Genomic DNA, 19,741 nt, shown 5'->3' on the forward strand with positions numbered 1-19,741 from the left:
AGTTATGTTGGAAACGGGGCGAAATGGCTGCAAGCCCCGTATTTCCTGGGGTTGGGAGCCTTGACGTGGACTACTTAGCCAGATAAGGTTTCCTGCGTGCGCTAGAGCATACATACGATAACATTGACCTTGTAGACCTTAATACCATGGACAAATTTGACGCTAATCGCCGCAAACTGCTGGCGCTTGGTGGCATTGCCCTCGGCGCTGCCATCCTGCCTACGCCTGCGTTTGCCACACTCTCTACCCCACGTCCGCGTATATTGACTCTGAATAACCTGCATACCGGTGAGTCAATAAAAGCAGAGTTTTTTGATGGCAGGGGCTATATTCAGGACGAATTAGCAAAACTTAACCACTTTTTCCGTGATTTTCGGGCCAATAAAGTGAAATCCATTGACCCGGGACTGTTTGATCAACTCTTCCGTCTGCAGGGCCTGCTGGGCACGCGTAAACCCGTACAGCTTATCTCAGGCTATCGCTCTATCGATACCAATAACGAACTCCGTGCGCGCAGCCGCGGTGTGGCAAAGAAAAGCTACCACACTAAAGGCCAGGCCATGGATTTCCATATCGAAGGCATCGCATTAAGCAATATTCGCAAAGCTGCGTTATCTATGCGCGCAGGTGGTGTAGGATACTACCCCAGCAGTAACTTTGTGCATATCGACACCGGGCCTGCACGGCACTGGTGATCCATAAGCTTAATGAAACAGGAGCTGTATGAACTATCGTATTATTCCGGTCACTGCATTCGCCCAGAACTGCTCGTTGATCTGGTGTGAGCAGACTCGTCTGGCCGCGCTGGTCGATCCTGGCGGAGATGCCGAGAAAATCAAACAGGAAGTGGATGCCAGCGGTCTGACGCTTATGCAGATCCTGCTTACCCATGGTCACCTTGATCACGTAGGCGCGGCGGCTGAACTGGCACAGCATTATGGTGTACCAGTTATTGGCCCGGAAAAAGAAGATGAGTTCTGGCTACAAGGACTCCCTGCTCAGAGTCGCATGTTTGGCCTGGGCGATTGTGAGCCGCTGACGCCGGATCGCTGGTTGAATGAAGGCGACCGGGTAAGCGTGGGCAATGTAACGTTACAGGTGCTGCATTGTCCGGGTCATACGCCAGGACATGTTGTCTTCTTTGATGAACAATCAAAGTTACTGATTTCAGGTGATGTGATTTTCAAAGGTGGCGTAGGGCGCAGCGATTTTCCTCGCGGAGATCACAGCCAATTGATTGATTCGATTAAACGTAAACTGTTGCCGTTGGGTGATGACGTGACGTTTATTCCGGGTCACGGCCCTCTTTCTACGCTGGGTAACGAACGGCTACATAACCCGTTCCTGCAGGATGAAATGCCCGTCTGGTAACACTCAGATTAATAAAAAGGCCGCTATTGCGGCCTTTTTTGTGCGCGATAGATTACAGTACTGCGACAATCGCTTCGCACAGCGGCGCCATATTGTCTGGCGTCATCCCTGCCACGTTTACGCGTCCGGAAGCGACGGCATAGACACCAAACTCTTCACGCAGGCGCAGAACCTGCTCTTTGGTCAGGCCGCTGAATGAGAACATGCCGTTCTGTTTGATGATAAAGCTGAAGTCGCGGTTTGCACCTTTCTCCTGCAGCGTATTCACGAACAGTAAACGCATGCGCTGAATGCGTTGGCGCATATCAGTCAGCTCTTGTTCCCAGATGGCGCGCAGTGCGTCATTGCTCAGAATTGTGGCGACTACGGATGCGCCGTGTGCTGGTGGGTTGGAATAGTTAGCACGAATGGCGGATTTCATCTGGCTAAATGCACGGTCGACGGTTTCAGCATCGGCAGCCACCAGCGTACAGGCACCTACGCGCTCATTGTACAGACCAAAATTCTTGGAATAGGAACTGGCGACGATCAGCTCTTTGTGCAGCGCTGCGAATGCGCGCAGACCTTCTGCATCTTCTTCCAGACCGCGGGCAAAGCCCTGGTATGCGAAGTCAAACAGCGGCAACCAACCTTTTTCGACAGAAAGCTGAGCCAGCGTTTGCCACTGCTCCAGCGTAGGATCGATACCGGTTGGGTTATGGCAGCAGCCGTGGAATAACACCACGTCGCCAGCCTGCGCTTCGCTGAGGCTTGCCAGCAGCGCATCAAAATCTAATGAGTGATTCGCCGCATCGTAATAGTTGTATTCACGAACCTCCAGACCGGCAGAGTTAAAGACACTCTTATGGTTTGGCCAGCTAGGATTGCTTACCCATACGCGTTTAGCTGAGGTGTTTTTAGCCAGGAAATCAGCTGCCACACGCAATGCGCCAGTGCCGCCAGGGGTCTGAGCTGTACGTGCGCGTTTGTCGTTGATAAGCGAACTCTCTTTACCAAACAGTAATTCCTGAGTGCAACGACCAAACTCTGGAATACCGTCGATGCCAAGGTAATTTTTGGTGGTTTCATTTTCCAGTATATATTGCTCGGCTTTTTTAACGCTGGTCAGTACCGGCGTTTTGCCTGTCTCATCTTTATATACACCGATCCCCAGGTTTATTTTTCCAGGGCGGTCATCGGCACGAAACAAATCAGCCAGACCCAAAATGGGGTCGGCAGGAGCGGCAGTAATGTTCTCAAACATGACGAGGTTCCATAGTGATAACAGAAGGGAAGTCCGCTATCAGGTTAACGGTAGATTTACAAAATGCCAACCGTTACTGACGAAAAGCTGAGGTGTTTTTTTAAGACGCAAGAATCCGCTAGCAGAGATAAAAAAACAGGACCGAAGTCCTGTTTTTTAGGCATTTAACAAAGAGGTCTGCTATTAGAACTGGTAAACGATACCCACTGCAACGGTGTCGTCAGAGCCTACGCCCAGTTTGTTGTCAGAATCGATCTGGTTGATGATGTAATCAACATAGGTGGACATGTTTTTGTTGAAGTAGTAAGTCGCACCCACTTCGAAGTAGTTCACCAGATCTACGTCGCCGATTCCTTCGATGTCCTTACCTTTAGATTTGGTATAGGCGAGGGACGGACGCAGGCCGAAGTCGAACTGGTACTGAGCAACCAACAGCACGTCTTCAGTTTTGTTAGCATAACCGTTAGAGATACGGGTTGCGTTACGGGTTTCGCTGTAGTTCGCTGCCAGGTAAATGTTGTTCGCATCGTACTTAACACCGGTCGCCCACTGCTCAGCTTTCGCGCCGCGGCCATAGGCCAGCTGCTCTTGCGCGTTGGTACGGTCAGCTGCACCGTAAGCACCGACGATACCGAAACCATCCATTTCGTAGCTTACGGAACCGCCAACGCCGTCGCCGTTAGAACGGGTTGGGCTGCTAGAGCGTTCGTTTTTACCCAGGTACTGTACAGCGAAGTTCAGGCCTTCAACCAGACCGAAGAAGTTAGAGTTACGGTAGGTTGCGAGACCGCCGTTACGCTGGGAGAAGAACTGGTCAGAAGCAGCGGTATCACCACCGAATTCTGGCAGCATATCGGTGTAACCCAGAGCATCGTATACAACACCGTAGTTACGACCGTAATCGAAGGAGCCTGCGTCACCAAATTTCAAACCAGCAAACGCCAGACGGGTTTTGTTGCCTTTCTGGGCATCGTCACCGCCTTCTGCGTTATTGCCGCTGAACTGGTATTCCCACTGGCCGTAACCGGTCAGTTGGTCGTTAATCTGAGTTTCCCCTTTGAAACCAAGACGGGCATAGGTCTGATCGCCGTTAGGCGCGTAGGCGTTATCACCGTTGTGCTTGGAAAAATAGTGCAGACCCACAGCTTTACCGTAGATGTCTACTTTGTTGCCATCTTTGTTATAAACTTCTGCAGCGTTAGCTGCCCCGGCTACCAGCAGAGCAGGGATAACCACTGCCAGAATATTGCGCTTCATCATTATTTATTACCCTCATCGGTTTTTATATGACACCTGCCACTGCCGCCAATAAATTCCGTCAATAAAAATTTACGGAACTATTGATGAGAGTTTGGTGTCTTTATGTGTCTGACAGGCATCTTTCCATTCAAACTAACGTTTCGCTACCGTCAAAGTGCTACAAAGATAAAGATTTAGTTTCAAAAAGAAAAAATGTGTAACTAAATGTTATTTTTGTGCAACTTTGTGAACAACTTCAAACTTCAGATGTCTCTGCGCTAAAAATCACCGCTTCTATTTCTATTTATATGATTTTCTTATGTTTAATTTAGATAACCCCCATTTTTCTCTGATCTGACAGGAAGTTTCTGTTTTACAGATGGCTATTTTTGGACGTCCGGAGCGCCGTGCAAATGGTTAGAAAATGTACTATTTAGTCAGAAAATGCTAATCCACAATAAAAATACTGATTATTTTTTGTTCAAATGTGTTGCGGTGAAATATTACGTAACAGGAAGGGAGAAGAGGAAGGGTTGTGTTTAACGCGGGAGGGGGATCCCAAAATGTGATGTGGCTATAAAAAAGGCCAGCAATGCTGGCCTTTGTTTCTAAATGCAGGTTTAGAACGTAGCGTTACGCGGGGTACGCGGGAACGGAATAACATCACGGACGTTCTGTACGCCGGTAACGTAAGCGATCAGACGCTCGAAGCCCAAACCGAAGCCGGAATGTGGCACGGTACCGTAGCGACGCAGGTCGCGATACCACCAGTAATCTTCTTTGTTCAGACCCATCTCCAGCATACGGGCATCCAGTACGTCCAGACGCTCTTCACGCTGAGAACCACCGATGATTTCACCGATTCCCGGAGCCAGTACGTCCATTGCTGCAACGGTTTTACCGTCTTCGTTAAGGCGCATATAAAACGCTTTGATATCTTTCGGGTAGTTTTTAACCACCACCGGCGCTTTAAAATGCTCTTCAGCAAGGTAACGTTCGTGTTCAGAAGACAAGTCCACACCCCAGTAAACTGGGTTTTCAAACTGTTTGCCGCATTTTTCCAGGATGCTAACCGCGTCGGTGTAATCCACCTGAGCGAAGTCTGCGTCAATGAAACGTTCCAGGCGCGAAATCGCGTCTTTGTCGACACGTTCAGCGAAGAATTTCATGTCATCTGCACGCTCTGCCAGTACGGCTTTAAACGCGTACTTCAGCATCGCTTCAGCCAGAGCTGCAACATCGTTCAGGTCGGCGAAAGCCACTTCTGGCTCCAGCATCCAGAACTCTGCCAGGTGACGGCTGGTGTTAGAGTTTTCTGCACGGAACGTCGGACCAAAGGTATAAATTTTGGACAGGGCGCAGGCATAGGTTTCACCGTTCAACTGACCAGAAACGGTCAGGAAGGCTTCTTTACCAAAGAAGTCTTTATCGAAGTCGACTTTGCCCTGATCGTTACGCGGCAGGTTTTCCAGATCCAGCGTAGACACTCGGAACATTTCACCGGCACCTTCCGTATCGGAAGCGGTGATCAACGGAGTCGATACCCAAAAGAAACCCTGCTCGTGGAAGAAACGATGCAGAGCTTGCGCCAGCGTATGGCGTACACGCGCGACTGCACCAATCATGTTGGTACGCGGACGCATGTGCGCCACTTCACGCAGATACTCAATGCTGTGACGCTTAGCTGCCATTGGGTAGGTGTCAGGATCTTCAACCCAGCCCGTTACTTCAACCTCAGTGGCCTGAATTTCAAAGCTCTGTCCTTGTCCAGGTGATGCAACGACTTTACCCGTTACGATAACTGAACAACCCGTCGTCAGGCGCAGTACGTCCTGATTGTAATTGGGCAGAGAATTATTGATGACGGCCTGTACAGGATCAAAGCAGGAACCGTCATAAACGGCGAGGAAGGAGATGCCAGCTTTTGAATCTCGGCGGGTACGCACCCATCCGCGCACGGTGACTTCGCTGTCAACGGCTACGCGGCCCTGGAGTACGTCGGCTACAGGCACAACGCTCATAATATTCTCTCTGTTAATAGTCGGATATATAAACACATGTCCACCCGTAATGGGGGGATACCTATGTTACCTGGCATCTGCAATCAGACAAGCAGAATTCGTAGCTGGAGTGAAAGATTTCGGAAATAAACGCGAATAAGGGAGCCAAAATGGCTCCCTGGAAGGCTTAACTGGCTTTTTTGATATGCGGGAGATCGAAGGCTTTGCGCAGTGCGCGAACAAACGCTTTATCATGGCAGATGGTTTTACCCGGGCTGTCAGATAACTTCGCTACTGGTTTGCCGTTACACTCCACCAGTTTGATAACGATATTGAGCGGCTTAACCTGGGGAATATCGCAGGTTAGTCGTGTCCCAATGCCAAAACTCAACTGCACGCGAGAAGAGAAGTGGCGGTATAGCTCAATCGCTTTTTTCAGATCGAGATTATCTGAAAACACCAGCGTTTTGCTCAGCGGATCAATACCCAGTTTTTCATAATGGGCGATGGCTTTTTCACCCCATTCCACCGGGTCGCCAGAGTCATGGCGTAAACCCTGATAGCGGGTAGCGAACTCAACGCCAAAGTCGCGTAAAAACGCGTCCATGGTGATGCAGTCGGTCAATGCAATGCCGAGTTGGTCAGGATATTCATTTAACCATGCGGCCAGCGCAACGCGCTGGCTGGTGGCAAGCTCAGGGCTGATTTGCTGATGAGCCTGGAACCACTCATGCGCCTGCGTACCCATTGGGGTTAATGACAGGCGGCGGGCCAGATCGTAGTTACTGGTGCCGACAAACCAGGACTCTTGCTGCAGGCGTTTAACGATAGCTTGCTGCACTTCACGCGAAAAACGACGGCGCGTACCGAAATCCATCAGATGGAAGCGAGACATATCGACATCTTTCGTTAAAGCAGAGAATTCTACTAGTTTGCTTTCCAGCTCATCGAGTGCCTGCGGGACGCCTGATTCAGGTGAACGGTAACGGTGTACCAGCTCACTAATCACCGCCAACAGCGGGACTTCCCACATGATCACTTCACGCCACGGACCGGTTAAGCGGATGTTTAGCTTACCGTTATCATTAGTGACGCAAACCTGTTCCGGGTTATAGCGGAAATCACGTAACCAGGTGAGGTAATCAGCTTTAAAGAAAGGCAGGCCGGAGAGCCACTGGTACTCGTCCTCCTGCAGTCGCAGGTGTTGCATAGCATTCACCTGCTCACGAATAGAATCGGCATAAATACCGAGCAGGTCATCGCCACGGCAACGAAATTCAGCCGCTACTTGTACATCATAGTAGTGGTGAAAAACGGCTTGCTGCATATGCAACTTATAAGCGTCTGTATCCAGCAGCGAGTGCAAAACAGGAGAAGCGAATTGTGTCATAGGTGCGCAGTAGCATCCTCTCACGGGAGCGTTTAGTACAATAAACAACTAAGAAAACCGCTGGAGTATACCCTGTTTAGCGATTTATTGAACCCCGATCACACCATAAGCTGTCTTTCTGGTCGAGGGCATTTCGTGCCGCGTGTTATAAAAATGTAGCAAAAAGGGTGTTTGTGCCTGAAAAGATGAACATTCTGCGTAGCGCGATTTACGCAACAGGAATAGACTGAAGCCGAGACTCTACCAAAGATGCTAAAGGTTTTTTATGACACAACAGCCACAAGCCAAATACCGTCACGACTATCGTGCGCCGGATTACCAGATTACTGATATTGACTTGACCTTTGACCTGGATGCTGAAAAAACCGTGGTCACCGCAGTGAGCCTGGCTATCCGTCATGGCGCGCCTGATGCGCCTCTGCGCCTGAATGGCGAAGATCTGACTCTGGTGTCGATCCACGTGAACGACGAACCGTGGACAGAGTATAAAGAAGAAGAGGGCGCTCTGGTCATCAGTCAACTGCCGGAACGTTTTACGCTGCGTATCGTGAATGAAATTAGCCCAGCGGCCAATACCGCGCTGGAAGGACTGTACAAGTCCGGCGACGCGCTGTGCACCCAGTGTGAAGCGGAAGGTTTCCGTCATATTACCTGGTATCTCGACAGGCCTGATGTCCTGGCGCGTTTTACCACCAAAATTATCGCCGATAAAACCCAATATCCGTTCCTGCTCTCCAACGGTAACCGCGTGGCGCAGGGGGAACTGGAAAATGGTCGTCACTGGGTACAGTGGCAGGATCCGTTCCCGAAACCGTGCTATCTGTTTGCGCTGGTAGCCGGCGATTTCGACGTTCTTCGCGACATCTTTACTACCCGTTCCGGGCGTGAAGTAGCGCTGGAACTGTACGTCGATCGCGGCAACCTTGACCGCGCGCCGTGGGCGATGACCTCGCTGAAAAACTCCATGAAATGGGATGAAGAGCGCTTTGGCCTCGAGTATGACCTCGATATCTATATGATTGTCGCCGTGGATTTCTTCAACATGGGCGCGATGGAGAATAAAGGTCTGAACATCTTTAACTCCAAATATGTGCTGGCACGTACCGATACCGCCACCGACAAAGACTACCTCGATATTGAGCGCGTCATCGGTCATGAGTATTTCCACAACTGGACCGGCAACCGCGTGACCTGTCGCGACTGGTTCCAGTTGAGCCTGAAAGAAGGGTTAACCGTGTTCCGCGATCAGGAGTTCAGTTCCGATCTCGGCTCACGTGCGGTAAACCGGATCAGCAATGTGCGTACCATGCGTGGCCTGCAGTTTGCCGAGGATGCCAGCCCAATGGCGCATCCTATCCGTCCGGATATGGTCATCGAAATGAACAACTTCTATACCCTGACCGTGTACGAAAAGGGCGCTGAAGTGATTCGTATGATCCACACCTTGCTGGGTGAGGCTAACTTCCAGAAAGGGATGCAACTGTACTTTGAGCGTCACGACGGCAGTGCTGCAACCTGTGATGATTTCGTGCAGGCGATGGAAGATGCGTCCAATGTCGATCTCTCGCATTTCCGCCGCTGGTACAGTCAGTCCGGTACGCCGATTCTGACCGTGCGTGATGACTACAATCCGTCAACTGAGCAGTACACGCTGACTATCAGCCAGCGCACGCCGGCCACGCCGGATCAGGCCGAAAAACAGCCGCTGCATATTCCTTTCGCCCTTGAGTTGTATGACAACGAAGGGAAAGTGATCCCGTTACAAAAAGGCGGGCATCCGGTGAATTCCGTACTGAACGTCACTCAGGCAGAGCAGACGTTTGTCTTTGATAACGTCTACTTCCAGCCGGTTCCGGCGCTGCTGTGCGAATTCTCCGCGCCGGTCAAACTGGAATACAAATGGAGCGATCAGCAACTGACCTTCCTGATGCGTCATGCGCGTAACGATTTCTCTCGTTGGGACGCGGCGCAAAGCCTGCTGGCGACCTATATTAAGCTTAACGTTTCCCGGCATCAGCAGGGCCAGCCGCTGTCGCTGCCGGTACACGTGGCCGATGCATTCCGCGCAATTCTGCTGGATGAGAAAATCGATCCGGCGCTGGCGGCAGAGATCCTGACGCTGCCTTCAGTAAACGAAATTGCAGAACTGTTTGATATCATCGATCCGGTGGCGATAACCGAAGTACGCGAAGCGTTAACCCGCACGCTGGCAGCCGAGCTGGCGGATGAATTCCTCGCCATCTATAACGCTAATCATCTTGATGAGTACCGCGTTGAGCATGCCGATATTGGCAAGCGTACGCTGCGTAACGCCTGCCTACGTTTCCTGGCCTTTGGCGAAACCCATCTGGCTGACACGCTGGTAAGCAAGCAGTACCGCGAAGCCAACAACATGACCGATGCGCTGGCGGCGCTGTCGGCGGCAGTGGCGGCACAACTGCCTTGTCGCGACGCGCTAATGCAGGAGTATGACGATAAGTGGCACCATGACGGCCTGGTGATGGACAAATGGTTTATCCTGCAATCCACAAGCCCGGCGAGAAACGTGCTGGAAACGGTTCGTGGCCTGCTGAATCATCGCTCTTTCAGTATGAGTAACCCGAACCGAATCCGTTCTCTGATCGGTGCCTTTGCGGGTAGCAACCCGGCGGCATTCCATGCGGAAGATGGTAGCGGCTATCAGTTCCTGGTCGACATGCTGACTGAACTCAATAGCCGTAACCCGCAGGTGGCGTCACGTCTGATTGAGCCGCTGATTCGCTTAAAACGTTATGATGCAAAACGTCAGGCGAAGATGCGTGCGGCGCTGGAACAACTGAAAGGTCTGGAGAATCTCTCCGGCGATCTGTTCGAGAAGATTGACAAAGCGTTAGCCTGAAACGTTGACCTGTAGTTTAGTAGGCCGGATAAGGCGGTAATGCCGCCATCCGGCGAAAGGCCCGGGAAGCGCTACCGGGCCTGGTTTTCTGAGTGTTTATCCATGTCGACGGATCGGTTGTTCCGTCTCGCCGCGTTTCATAACCCGGTTCAACACTTCCGCTTCCAGTTCGGCTAACCGCACCGATCCCAAACGGCGGGGGCGCTGAATATCCACGGTCAGATCCAGCCCGATTTTGCCATCCTCGATCAACAGCACGCGGTCTGCCATCGCAACGGCCTCACTGACATCGTGCGTCACCAGCAGCACCGTAAAGCCGTGATCCTGCCACAGCGAGACAATCAGCTCCTGCATTTCAAGGCGGGTTAAGGCATCGAGCGCGCCGAGGGGTTCATCCAGCAGCAGTAGACCGGGGCGATGAATTAAAGCCCGCGCCAGGGCCACACGCTGTTTTTGGCCTCCGGACAGAGCGGCAGGCCATTCCTGAGCACGACTCTCAAGTCCAACTGCGGCCAGCGCATCTCGGGCCGCTCCGCGCCAGTGACCTTTCAGACCCAGGCCCACGTTATCGATAACCGTCTTCCATGGCAGCAGACGCGCGTCCTGAAACATCATTCGCGTATCATCCTGAATATCCGCCAACGGGGTGGTTCCGGCAAGTAATGCGCCTGAGGAGGGGGACTCCAGTCCAGCCAGCAGACGCAGCAACGTGCTTTTACCACCGCCGCTGCGGCCAACCACGGCAACGAATTGTCCGGCCGGAATGTGCAAATTTAACTGATTGAGCACTGTATTGGCGGCGTATTGTTTCGTCACGGCGCTCAGCAACAGCGGCGTGCCCTGGTTCAAGCGAGCGGTATTCATACGGTAACCTCCTTCACATGGTAAGCCGGGTTCCAGCGCAGCCAGATTCGCTCCAGCAATTGGGCGCTGACGTCGGCCAATTTGCCGAGCAGGGCGTAGAGAATAATGGCCACCACGACCACATCGGTTTGCAGAAATTCGCGGGCGTTCATCGCCAGGTAACCGATACCGGCATTGGCTGAAATGGTTTCTGCGACGATAAGCGTCAGCCACATCAGTCCGAGAGCAAAACGTACGCCGACCATAATTGAGGGCAGGGCTCCTGGGAGGATCACATGAAGGAACAGTGAAAAGCCGGACAACCCATAGCTGCGCGCCATTTCTACCAGCCCACGATCGATATTACGGATCCCATGCCAGGTGTTAATGTAAATCGGGAACAGCGTGCCCAGGGCGACGAGAAAGATCTTGGCGGATTCATCAATACCGAACCACAAAATTACCAGCGGGATCAGCGCCAGATGCGGTACGTTACGTAGCATCTGCACCGAAGTATCCAGCAGACGTTCTCCCCAACGCGAAAGACCGCTGATCAGTCCCAGCGTCAGGCCAATCGATCCACCGATGGAGAATCCGATCAGCGCGCGCCATGAGCTGATTGCCAGATGCTGCCAAAGCTCGCCGCTGGCGGAAAGCGTCCAGAAGGCTTCGACAACGCCCTCCGGTGAGGGCAGGATGCGGGTGGACAGCCAGCCCATTGATGATGCGAGCTGCCAGAGCGCCACCATACCTACCGGTAAAAACCAGGGCGCGAGGCGCAATAACCACCTGTTTTTAGGCGTTGTCATTCGCAGCTCCTTAGCTTTGCGCGACTTTGCGCGGGATAAATTCGTTTGCCACCGCTTCGCCTTGTTGTTGCAGGCGTTGTGGCTGCGGAAGTTCTGGTATAGCGACATCCAGGTGAGGGAACAGCAGCTCGCCAACCTTGTACGCCTCTTCCAGATGCGGATACCCGGACAACACAAAGCTGTCGATTCCCAGTGCGGCATACTCGTTGATACGCGCCGCGACCGTCGGACCATCTCCGACCAGCGCGGTACCCGCGCCACCGCGAACCAGTCCAACACCTGCCCACAGATTCGGACTAATTTCCAGTTTGTCGCGTTTACCGTTGTGCAGTGCCGCCATTCGCTGCTGACCAACTGAATCCGTTCTTGAGAAGGCGGCCTGGGCTTTGGCAATGGTGTCGTCATCCAGATGGGCTATCAGACGATCCGCTGCCTGCCATGCCTCTTGCGTTGTCTCCCGTACGATCACATGCAGACGAATACCAAAGCGGATCTTGCGCCCAAGCGCCGCCGCTTTGGTTCGCACCTGTTCAATCTTCGCTTTCACCTGCTCAGGGGGCTCGCCCCAGGTCAGATAGAGATCAACCTGCTCGGCAGCAAGGTCTTGTGCGACATCAGACGAGCCGCCGAAATAAAGCGGTGGCCGGGGTTGTTGTACGGGAGGGAAAAACAGCTTCGCGCCGCGAACATGAATATGTTTGCCGTTGAAATCCACCGTTTCACCTTGCAGCAGTCGCCGCCAGACCTGAGTAAATTCAGCAGAGGCTTCATAGCGCTCGGTGTGATCGAGGAACACACCGTCACCAGCCAGTTCCTGTGGATCGCTACCGGTCACCAGGTTAAATAACGCCCGGCCGTTTGAAAGTCTGTCGAGCGTAGCAGCCTGACGCGCGGCGACCGTCGGCGAGGTTACGCTTGGACGCAACGCGACCAGGAACTTTAATCGCTGGGTGACCGGGATCATCGAGGCGGCGACCAGCCAGGCATCTTCGCAGGAGCGACCGGTTGGGATGAGAACACCGGTAAATCCCAGGCGATCGGCCGTTTGCGCAATTTGTTGCAGATATCCGTGATCGACCGGGCGCGAACCTTCTTCTGTCCCCAGATAATGGCCGTCACCGTGGGTGGGTAAAAACCAGAACATGTTCAGACTCATAATTTTTCTCCTGCCTGTTGAGTGGGTTGCCAGATACGCTGGCGAATATCGATTTTTTTCGGCAGCAACCGGTTGTCATAAAACAGATCGGCGGTTTGTTGTTGCAGAGCGGCAACAGAAGCGCTGACGGGCTTGATGGTGGTTGGCGGGCGGTGATCCAGATAAGACGCAATGACCGGCTCGGACAGGCCCATGGTTTTAGCCAGCAAGGAAATGCTTTGTTGGCGCTGGCTGAGGGTTAACGCATCGGCCTGGCTAAAGGTATCCAGCACGCCAAGTACAAAAGCACCATTTTTCTCGGCATAAGGACGTGCTGCGAGATAAAACGAACCGGTCTGTTTGAGGTCTGAACCGTCTTTTAGCACGCGTACATCGCCTTGCAGTAATGCGGCGGAATAGTAGGGATCCCAGATAGCCCACGCATCCACGTTTCCTTGCTGGAAGGCCGCTCGCGCATCTGCAGGAGTCAGATAAGTCGGCTGAATATCGGTAAATTTCAACCCGGCTTGTTGCAGCGCACGGAGCAGTAAATTGTGGGCGCTGGAACCTTTCTGAAAGGCGACTTTATGTCCTTTAAGCTGCTCGACGCTCTGGATCGGGCTATTTTTCGGCACCAGAATTACTTCGGCTTTTGGTTTAGGCGGTTCAACGCCCACGTAAACCAGATCGGCTCCGGCGGCCTGGGCGAAAATCGGCGGAATGTCACCGGTAGTGCCGAGATCGATACTGCCGATATTGAGTGCTTCCAGCATTTGCGGCCCAGCCGGGAATTCAACCCACGAGATTTTGGTCTGCGGGTAGCGTTTCTCCAGTAGCTGATGGCTTTTAGCCAGCACCATACTGACGCTTCCTTTTTGATAACCAATGCGCAGGGCATCGGGGGCCGATTCTGCGGCATGCCCCAGGGTTGACAGTGACAACAGCCCGGTCAGCGCCAGCCAGGACGTGTGACGCTTGAGAAGATCAAGCATGGGCGGCACCTCGCAGGGTGTTCAGTTGAGGGAGTTGGATATCGCGACGATGCAACGCCAGCCAGAAGGTGTCGAGCGCACTGTCCAGACGCTGCTGCAGGTTGGGCGTAAACTGCGGTTTATGTTGATAATCGATGACCTGCGAATCATCGGCAAACACGCCGTGCAGGATCTCCTGAGCTTTTAACGCGCTCAGGACCGGTTTCAGGGCGTAATCGACGGCCAGTAAATGCGCTACGCTGCCGCCGGTCGCCAGCGGCAAAACCACTTTTCCTTCCAGCGCCCGCTCGGGGAGCAAATCGAGCAGCGTTTTCAGTGCGCCAGAGTAAGCGGCTTTATAGACCGGGGTTGCGACAATCAGCCCGTCAGCATCCTGCAGTTGTTCGATAAATGTCTTTAACGCCGGACTGTCGAAACGGGCATAGATCAGGTCTTCCGGGGTAAAGTTGTGCAGATTCCAGTGAAAGATTTCGACATCCTGATCGTTTAGTTTTTCTCGGGCATATTCCAGTAACGCACTGGAGCGAGAAGGAAAGCGAGGGCTCCCCGCCAGAGTGATGACGCGCATAATTTCATTCTCCCCTTATAACCAATTGTTTGCTTTTAATTAACATTGATAACAATTTATGCAGTCTGGCAGAGAGGCTTTGTTTATCGAAATGATTTATACGGGATAGAAAAGTTGGAAATTGAATAAAAAGGCAGGGGCGAGGAAAACGATTGCTATTTATTGCCGCAGGTCAATTCCCTTTTTGCTCGCGATCGCACATAATACGCCCCCGGTTTGCACACCGGGAATCCAGGAGAGTTCATGTACTACCCCTTCGTTCGTAAAGCCCTTTTTCAGCTCGATCCAGAGCGCGCCCATGAATTGACATTCCAGCAATTACGTCGCATTACCGGCACGCCGCTCGAAGCGCTTGTCCGCCAGAAAGTACCCGCAAAACCGGTTACCTGTATGGGGCTGACGTTTAAAAATCCACTCGGGCTTGCTGCCGGACTGGATAAAGACGGGGAGTGCATTGACGCACTCGGCGCGATGGGATTTGGCTCCATTGAGATTGGTACCGTGACGCCGCGGCCTCAGCCGGGTAACGATAAACCGCGTCTGTTCCGTCTGGTCGATGCGGAAGGTTTGATCAACCGCATGGGGTTTAATAACCTGGGGGTTGATAACCTGGTTGAGAACGTTAAAAAATCGCATTTTGACGGTATTCTGGGGATTAATATTGGTAAGAATAAAGATACTCCGGTAGAGAATGGCAAAGATGACTATCTGATTTGTATGGAAAAAGTCTATGCTTACGCCGGTTATATCGCGATTAATATCTCTTCACCAAATACACCGGGATTACGTACACTGCAATACGGCGAGGCGCTGGACGATCTCCTGACGGCAATTAAAAATAAGCAAAATGATCTGCAAGCGATCCACCATAAATATGTTCCGGTGGCGGTAAAGATCGCGCCGGATCTTTCTCTGGAAGAACTGATCCAGGTTGCTGACAGTTTAGTTCGTCATAATATTGATGGCGTAATTGCAACTAACACTACTCTCGATCGTTCTCTCGTTCAGGGAATGAAAAATTGCGATCAAATGGGGGGCCTGAGCGGTCGACCATTGCAATTAAAAAGTACAGAAATTATTCGCCAGCTGTCTCAGGAATTAAAAGGTCAACTGCCGATTATTGGTGTTGGCGGTATCGACTCGGTGATTGCCGCGCGTGAGAAAATAGCTGCCGGTGCAACCCTCGTTCAGATTTATTCAGGCTTTATTTTTAAAGGCCCACCGTTGATTAAAGAAATCGTCGCCAATATCTGAATGCTACCTTAATCACAATCCAGGGCTTTATTTCTGGCCCTGGTTGTTTTATATTCCTTTACTGTTGCTTATTTAAACATTCTGAGCTTTTATTATTAGGGCAATAAACGAAGCGGCAAAAGGATACTGTCGTAACGGCGATGATTAAGGAAAGGAGAGAAACTGATGCGAATTAAACCCGACGATAACTGGCGCTGGTATTATGATGAAGAGCACGATCGTATGATGCTCGATTTAGCCAATGGCATGTTATTCCGTTCGCGTTTTGCTCGTAAAATGCTCACTCCTGATGCATTTTCTCCGTCGGGTTTTTGTGTCGATGACGCCGCGCTTTATTTTTCCTTTGAAGAAAAATGTCGCTACCTTGATTTAGCCAAAGAGCAAAAAGCGGAACTGGTGCTTAATGCGCTGGTGGCGATTCGTTACCTTAAACCGCAAATGCCAAAAAGCTGGCACTTTGTCGCACACGGTATTAACTGGTCGCCGGTCGTGGGTGACGCTGCCTGTGTTGATTTAAGCGATACCGATGAACAGGTTAACCTGTTAGTGGTTGAGCCGGGGGAAAACGCCGCGCTTTGTCTGCTTGCACAACCTGGTGTGGTTATTGCCGGGCGCACAATGCAACTTGGCGACGCGATTAAAATAATGAATGACAGACTGAAACCGCAGGTTATTGCCGACAGTTTCAGCCTTGAACAGGCGGTTTAACTCTCCAGCCTGATTGTCGTTTTGGGAACGCAACTGCAGCACAGAATCGTCCCGTCATCACCAATCGCTGATTTTTTCAGTGGACTAACTTCGCCTTCCAGCAGTCGAATTCGACAGCATCCGCAAATTCCAGCCCGGCATGAATAGGGAACCCGGATACCCTGGTTTTCAAGCTGTTCAAGCAATACCTGCTGATTATTTCCGCGAAAAGTCTGTCCCTGCCAGTCAATAAGCACGGTGGCATCAGGCTGTTGTTGCTGTACAGTATCGTCTGATTCAGCCGCGCCATACGCTCTCGCAGGACCAGTAGCCAAAATTTCTACTTCATCGCCTACGCGAATAACACCACTGTTGCGCGCGATAAGATTCTGGCCGAAATCAACGTCGCCGTTATCCACCGCAGTTCGGAAGGTTTGCAGCGTGGCGAGCGGCTCACCGGACGGATGTTTCAGGCCTTTTTCTGGGCTAACTGTCGTGAAAATGCAGCGGCTACAGGGTTTTGCCACATCAAAAATGACCTCGCCAATGCGAATCACTTTCCAGGTATCTTCTTCCCAGGCGTCAGCCCCCGAAACTACCAGATTGGGGCGAAACTGTTCCATTTTGACGCTTGCCGGACATCGCTGTTGCAGATCGCGCAGAGATGCTTCGTTGGCCAGCAGGTAGGGATAGCCATCGGCGAAGGACAAAGGAATATCCGCGTGACGCTTCACCCGGCGCGTCAGCTGCTGACCGACCCAGCGTAGTTGTACGTCACGGGAGAAAAAGCCGCTAAGCCACTGGTTGATAGCCGCAGGCGCAATACGCGCGGTAAAATGGTTTCCCCATACTTCTGTCGGCGCATCCTGGGTCGCGAAGTCGGCAAATCGCACGAGCGCGCTGCTGCCGTCTGGGGCCGTAAGATGCAACCCATCGTGGAAAGGGGAAGGCGTAAAGCGGACCATTTGTGGGAACTGTCGGGCGGTAATGAACGTCCCGTCAGTCTCGGTAATCATAAATATACGATCAAAGGCAAGACCGCTAACGTCTGCCAGGGCGTGCGTGAGTCCAATTCCACGCATTGATTTAACCGGATGAATAAAAAGTCGGGTCAACGTTACCACTGCACAGCCCCTTGAACGAAAATAAGCCTTCAACTTTATGACATACAGCCCATATTAGCTATAATGCGCAGCAATTTTCCAGGAGTAAAAGTGACATTATGAATTCTCTGTTTGCCAGTACGGCCCGTGGGCTGGAAGAGCTGTTAAAAACTGAACTTGAAAACCTCGGCGCGCTGGAGTGTCAGGTCGTTCAGGGTGGGGTCCATTTTAAGGGCGACACGCGGCTTGTTTACCAGAGCCTGATGTGGAGCCGCCTGGCCTCGCGCATTATCCTGCCGATGGGAGAGTGCAAGGTCTACAGCGATCTTGATCTGTACCTCGGCGTTCAGGCAATCGACTGGACAGAGATATTTAATCCCGGTGCTACCTTTGCCGTTCATTTTAGCGGCCTGAACGAAACCATTCGTAACAGCCAGTACGGCGCGCTGAAGGTCAAGGATGCGATTGTCGATGCCTTTACCCGTAAAAATCTGCCGCGTCCGAATGTGGATCGTGAATCTCCGGATCTGCGCATCAACGTCTGGTTGAACAAAGATACCGCCAGCATTGCGCTCGATTTGAGCGGTGATGGTTTGCATCAGCGCGGTTATCGCGATCGCGCGGGTCAGGCGCCGATTAAAGAGACGCTGGCCGCCGCTATTGTTATGCGTTCTGGCTGGCAGCCTGGCACACCGTTACTCGACCCGATGTGCGGCTCCGGCACGCTGCTGATTGAAGCGGCGATGTGGGCAACCGATCGCGCGCCGGGCCTGCACCGTGGGTACTGGGGCTTCAGCGGTTGGGCGCAGCACGACGAAGCTGTCTGGCAAGAAGTTAAAGCCGAAGCGCAGGTGCGTGCGCGTAAGGGACTGGCTGACTATACTTCGCATTTCTACGGCTCTGACAGCGATGCGCGCGTGATTGAAAAAGCGCGTAGTAACGCTCGCCGCGCCGGGATTGCCGATCTGATGACGTTTGACGTGAAAGATGTCGCCAAATTGAGTAATCCGCTGCCAAAAGGACCGTACGGGACGGTTATCAGTAACCCGCCATACGGCGAACGTCTGGATAGCGAACCGGCGCTGATTGCCCTGCACAGCCTGCTGGGCCGTACGATGAAAAACCAGTTTGGCGGCTGGAATTTGTCGCTGTTCAGCGCTTCTCCGGATCTGCTCAGCAGTTTGCAATTACGTGCCGACAAGCAGTTCAAAGCGAAAAACGGCCCGCTGGATTGTGTCCAGAAGAACTATCACGTTGCAGAGACCACCGCGGACAGCAAGCCTGCCACGGTAGCGGAAGATTATGCCAACCGCCTGCGCAAGAATATTAAGAAGCTGGAAAAATGGGCGCGTCAGGAAGGGATTGAATGCTATCGCCTGTATGACGCTGACCTGCCGGAATACAACGTTGCAGTGGACCGTTACGGTGAGTGGGTCGTGGTTCAGGAATATGCCCCACCGAAGACGGTTGATGCGCAAAAAGCGCGTCAACGCCTGTTCGACATCATTGCCGCAACGCTGTCGGTACTGGAAATCGCGCCAAATAAACTGGTGCTGAAAACCCGTGAACGTCAGAAAGGGAAAAATCAGTATCAGAAGATGAATGAGAAGGGTGAATTCATTGAGGTAAGCGAGTACAACGCGCGCCTGTGGGTTAACCTGACAGACTATCTTGATACGGGCTTATTCCTCGATCACCGTATTGCGCGCCGCATGCTGGGACAGATGAGTAAAGGTAAGGATTTCCTTAACCTGTTCTCCTACACCGGCAGCGCCAGCGTACATGCCGGACTGGGTGGTGCGCGTAGCACCACGACGGTTGATATGTCGCGTACCTACCTGGAATGGGCGGAACGCAACCTGCGTCTGAATGGCCTGAGCGGTCGCGCTCACCGTTTAATTCAGGCCGATTGCCTGGGCTGGCTGCGCGATGCCAATGAACAGTTTGATCTGATTTTCATTGACCCGCCGACGTTCTCTAACTCAAAACGTATGGAAGACTCGTTTGATGTGCAGCGCGACCATCTGGCGCTGATGAAAGATCTGAAACGTCTGCTGCGTAAAGACGGCACGATAATGTTCTCTAACAACAAACGTGGGTTCCGTATGGATCTAGACGGTCTGGCTGAACTGGGATTGAAAGCACAAGAAATTACCCAAAAAACGCTTTCCCAGGACTTTGCCCGTAACCGACAGATCCACAATTGCTGGCTGATTACCGCAGCCTGAA

At 52.3% G+C, this 19,741-nt stretch carries 16 protein-coding genes; 6 read left to right on the top strand and 10 right to left on the bottom strand.

What is annotated here, in order from left to right:
- Positions 1-146: 146 nt before the first annotated feature.
- Together LA337_07810 and LA337_07815 are read left to right on the top strand one after the other, a co-directional pair.
- On the top strand, positions 147-695 hold the full coding sequence (locus LA337_07810) for a YcbK family protein (GenBank protein ID UBI17591.1): 549 nt from the start codon (positions 147-149) through the stop codon (positions 693-695).
- 28 nt (positions 696-723) lie between these two features.
- Positions 724-1,371 (top strand): MBL fold metallo-hydrolase, encoded by a 648-nt coding sequence (locus tag LA337_07815; GenBank protein ID UBI17592.1) that lies wholly within the window; start codon positions 724-726, stop codon positions 1,369-1,371.
- 52 nt (positions 1,372-1,423) lie between these two features.
- On the opposite strand, the gene aspC is transcribed toward LA337_07815, so the two are convergent.
- The 4 genes from aspC to pncB form a co-directional block, all read right to left on the bottom strand.
- Positions 1,424-2,614: an aspartate transaminase gene (aspC, locus tag LA337_07820; protein UBI17593.1), complete on the bottom strand. Its 1,191-nt coding sequence runs from the start codon at positions 2,612-2,614 to the stop codon at positions 1,424-1,426.
- Between the two features lie 183 nt (positions 2,615-2,797).
- Positions 2,798-3,871, bottom strand: coding sequence for a porin OmpF (gene ompF, locus LA337_07825; protein ID UBI18417.1), 1,074 nt, complete (start codon positions 3,869-3,871; stop codon positions 2,798-2,800).
- A 602-nt stretch (positions 3,872-4,473) separates the two neighbouring features.
- Complete coding sequence (gene asnS / locus LA337_07830; GenBank protein UBI17594.1) at positions 4,474-5,874, bottom strand: asparagine--tRNA ligase; 1,401 nt, start codon at positions 5,872-5,874, stop codon at positions 4,474-4,476.
- Between the two features lie 166 nt (positions 5,875-6,040).
- On the bottom strand, positions 6,041-7,243 hold the full coding sequence (gene pncB / locus LA337_07835; GenBank protein UBI17595.1) for a nicotinate phosphoribosyltransferase: 1,203 nt from the start codon (positions 7,241-7,243) through the stop codon (positions 6,041-6,043).
- Between the two features lie 265 nt (positions 7,244-7,508).
- Here pncB and pepN point away from each other — a divergent pair, with 265 nt between their 5' ends.
- On the top strand, positions 7,509-10,121 hold the full coding sequence (gene pepN, locus LA337_07840; GenBank protein ID UBI17596.1) for an aminopeptidase N: 2,613 nt from the start codon (positions 7,509-7,511) through the stop codon (positions 10,119-10,121).
- A 96-nt stretch (positions 10,122-10,217) separates the two neighbouring features.
- Here pepN and ssuB read toward each other — a convergent pair whose 3' ends face one another.
- From ssuB to ssuE, 5 genes are read right to left on the bottom strand one after another with little or no spacing between them, the layout of a single operon-like run.
- Complete coding sequence (gene ssuB / locus LA337_07845) at positions 10,218-10,985, bottom strand: aliphatic sulfonates ABC transporter ATP-binding protein (protein UBI17597.1); 768 nt, start codon at positions 10,983-10,985, stop codon at positions 10,218-10,220.
- On the bottom strand, positions 10,982-11,773 hold the full coding sequence (ssuC, locus tag LA337_07850; GenBank protein ID UBI17598.1) for an aliphatic sulfonate ABC transporter permease SsuC: 792 nt from the start codon (positions 11,771-11,773) through the stop codon (positions 10,982-10,984). Before ssuC ends, ssuB begins: the two co-directional genes overlap by 4 nt.
- Before the next feature lie 10 nt (positions 11,774-11,783).
- Complete coding sequence (gene ssuD / locus LA337_07855; GenBank protein UBI17599.1) at positions 11,784-12,929, bottom strand: FMNH2-dependent alkanesulfonate monooxygenase; 1,146 nt, start codon at positions 12,927-12,929, stop codon at positions 11,784-11,786.
- Positions 12,926-13,900 carry a sulfonate ABC transporter substrate-binding protein gene (locus tag LA337_07860; GenBank protein ID UBI17600.1) on the bottom strand — a complete coding sequence of 325 codons (975 nt, stop codon included), beginning with the start codon at positions 13,898-13,900 and terminating at the stop codon, positions 12,926-12,928. Before LA337_07860 ends, ssuD begins: the two co-directional genes overlap by 4 nt.
- The gene (ssuE, locus tag LA337_07865; GenBank protein ID UBI17601.1) at positions 13,893-14,468 is read right to left on the bottom strand and encodes an NADPH-dependent FMN reductase; all 576 of its coding nucleotides are present in this window, start codon (positions 14,466-14,468) and stop codon (positions 13,893-13,895) included. Before ssuE ends, LA337_07860 begins: the two co-directional genes overlap by 8 nt.
- Positions 14,469-14,711: 243 nt before the next feature.
- Between ssuE and pyrD the strand changes: the two genes are divergently transcribed.
- Positions 14,712-15,722, top strand: coding sequence for a quinone-dependent dihydroorotate dehydrogenase (gene pyrD / locus LA337_07870; GenBank protein ID UBI17602.1), 1,011 nt, complete (start codon positions 14,712-14,714; stop codon positions 15,720-15,722).
- Between the two features lie 165 nt (positions 15,723-15,887).
- Positions 15,888-16,430: a cell division protein ZapC gene (zapC, locus tag LA337_07875; GenBank protein UBI17603.1), complete on the top strand. Its 543-nt coding sequence runs from the start codon at positions 15,888-15,890 to the stop codon at positions 16,428-16,430.
- Here the strand turns inward: zapC and LA337_07880 are convergent.
- The gene (locus tag LA337_07880) at positions 16,427-17,533 is read right to left on the bottom strand and encodes a YcbX family protein (protein UBI17604.1); all 1,107 of its coding nucleotides are present in this window, start codon (positions 17,531-17,533) and stop codon (positions 16,427-16,429) included. The two genes, zapC and LA337_07880, sit on opposite strands and share 4 nt — an antisense overlap.
- A 98-nt stretch (positions 17,534-17,631) precedes the next feature.
- On the opposite strand from LA337_07880, the gene rlmKL reads away from it, so the two are divergent.
- Positions 17,632-19,740: a bifunctional 23S rRNA (guanine(2069)-N(7))-methyltransferase RlmK/23S rRNA (guanine(2445)-N(2))-methyltransferase RlmL gene (rlmKL, locus tag LA337_07885; protein ID UBI17605.1), complete on the top strand. Its 2,109-nt coding sequence runs from the start codon at positions 17,632-17,634 to the stop codon at positions 19,738-19,740.
- The last annotated feature ends 1 nt before the right edge of the window (position 19,741 follow it).

Source organism: Citrobacter europaeus (genome assembly GCA_020099315.1).
In the GTDB taxonomy this organism is placed as follows: Bacteria; Pseudomonadota; Gammaproteobacteria; order Enterobacterales; family Enterobacteriaceae; genus Citrobacter; species Citrobacter europaeus.

Coding starts and splice junctions, on each gene's coding strand:
- LA337_07810 (UBI17591.1), top strand. CDS start 147: ATGGACAAATTTGACGCTAATCGCCGCAAACTGCTGGCGCTTGGTGGC.
- LA337_07815 (UBI17592.1), top strand. CDS start 724: ATGAACTATCGTATTATTCCGGTCACTGCATTCGCCCAGAACTGCTCG.
- aspC (UBI17593.1), bottom strand. CDS start 2,614: ATGTTTGAGAACATTACTGCCGCTCCTGCCGACCCCATTTTGGGTCTG.
- ompF (UBI18417.1), bottom strand. CDS start 3,871: ATGAAGCGCAATATTCTGGCAGTGGTTATCCCTGCTCTGCTGGTAGCC.
- asnS (UBI17594.1), bottom strand. CDS start 5,874: ATGAGCGTTGTGCCTGTAGCCGACGTACTCCAGGGCCGCGTAGCCGTT.
- pncB (UBI17595.1), bottom strand. CDS start 7,243: ATGACACAATTCGCTTCTCCTGTTTTGCACTCGCTGCTGGATACAGAC.
- pepN (UBI17596.1), top strand. CDS start 7,509: ATGACACAACAGCCACAAGCCAAATACCGTCACGACTATCGTGCGCCG.
- ssuB (UBI17597.1), bottom strand. CDS start 10,985: ATGAATACCGCTCGCTTGAACCAGGGCACGCCGCTGTTGCTGAGCGCC.
- ssuC (UBI17598.1), bottom strand. CDS start 11,773: ATGACAACGCCTAAAAACAGGTGGTTATTGCGCCTCGCGCCCTGGTTT.
- ssuD (UBI17599.1), bottom strand. CDS start 12,929: ATGAGTCTGAACATGTTCTGGTTTTTACCCACCCACGGTGACGGCCAT.
- LA337_07860 (UBI17600.1), bottom strand. CDS start 13,900: ATGCTTGATCTTCTCAAGCGTCACACGTCCTGGCTGGCGCTGACCGGG.
- ssuE (UBI17601.1), bottom strand. CDS start 14,468: ATGCGCGTCATCACTCTGGCGGGGAGCCCTCGCTTTCCTTCTCGCTCC.
- pyrD (UBI17602.1), top strand. CDS start 14,712: ATGTACTACCCCTTCGTTCGTAAAGCCCTTTTTCAGCTCGATCCAGAG.
- zapC (UBI17603.1), top strand. CDS start 15,888: ATGCGAATTAAACCCGACGATAACTGGCGCTGGTATTATGATGAAGAG.
- rlmKL (UBI17605.1), top strand. CDS start 17,632: ATGAATTCTCTGTTTGCCAGTACGGCCCGTGGGCTGGAAGAGCTGTTA.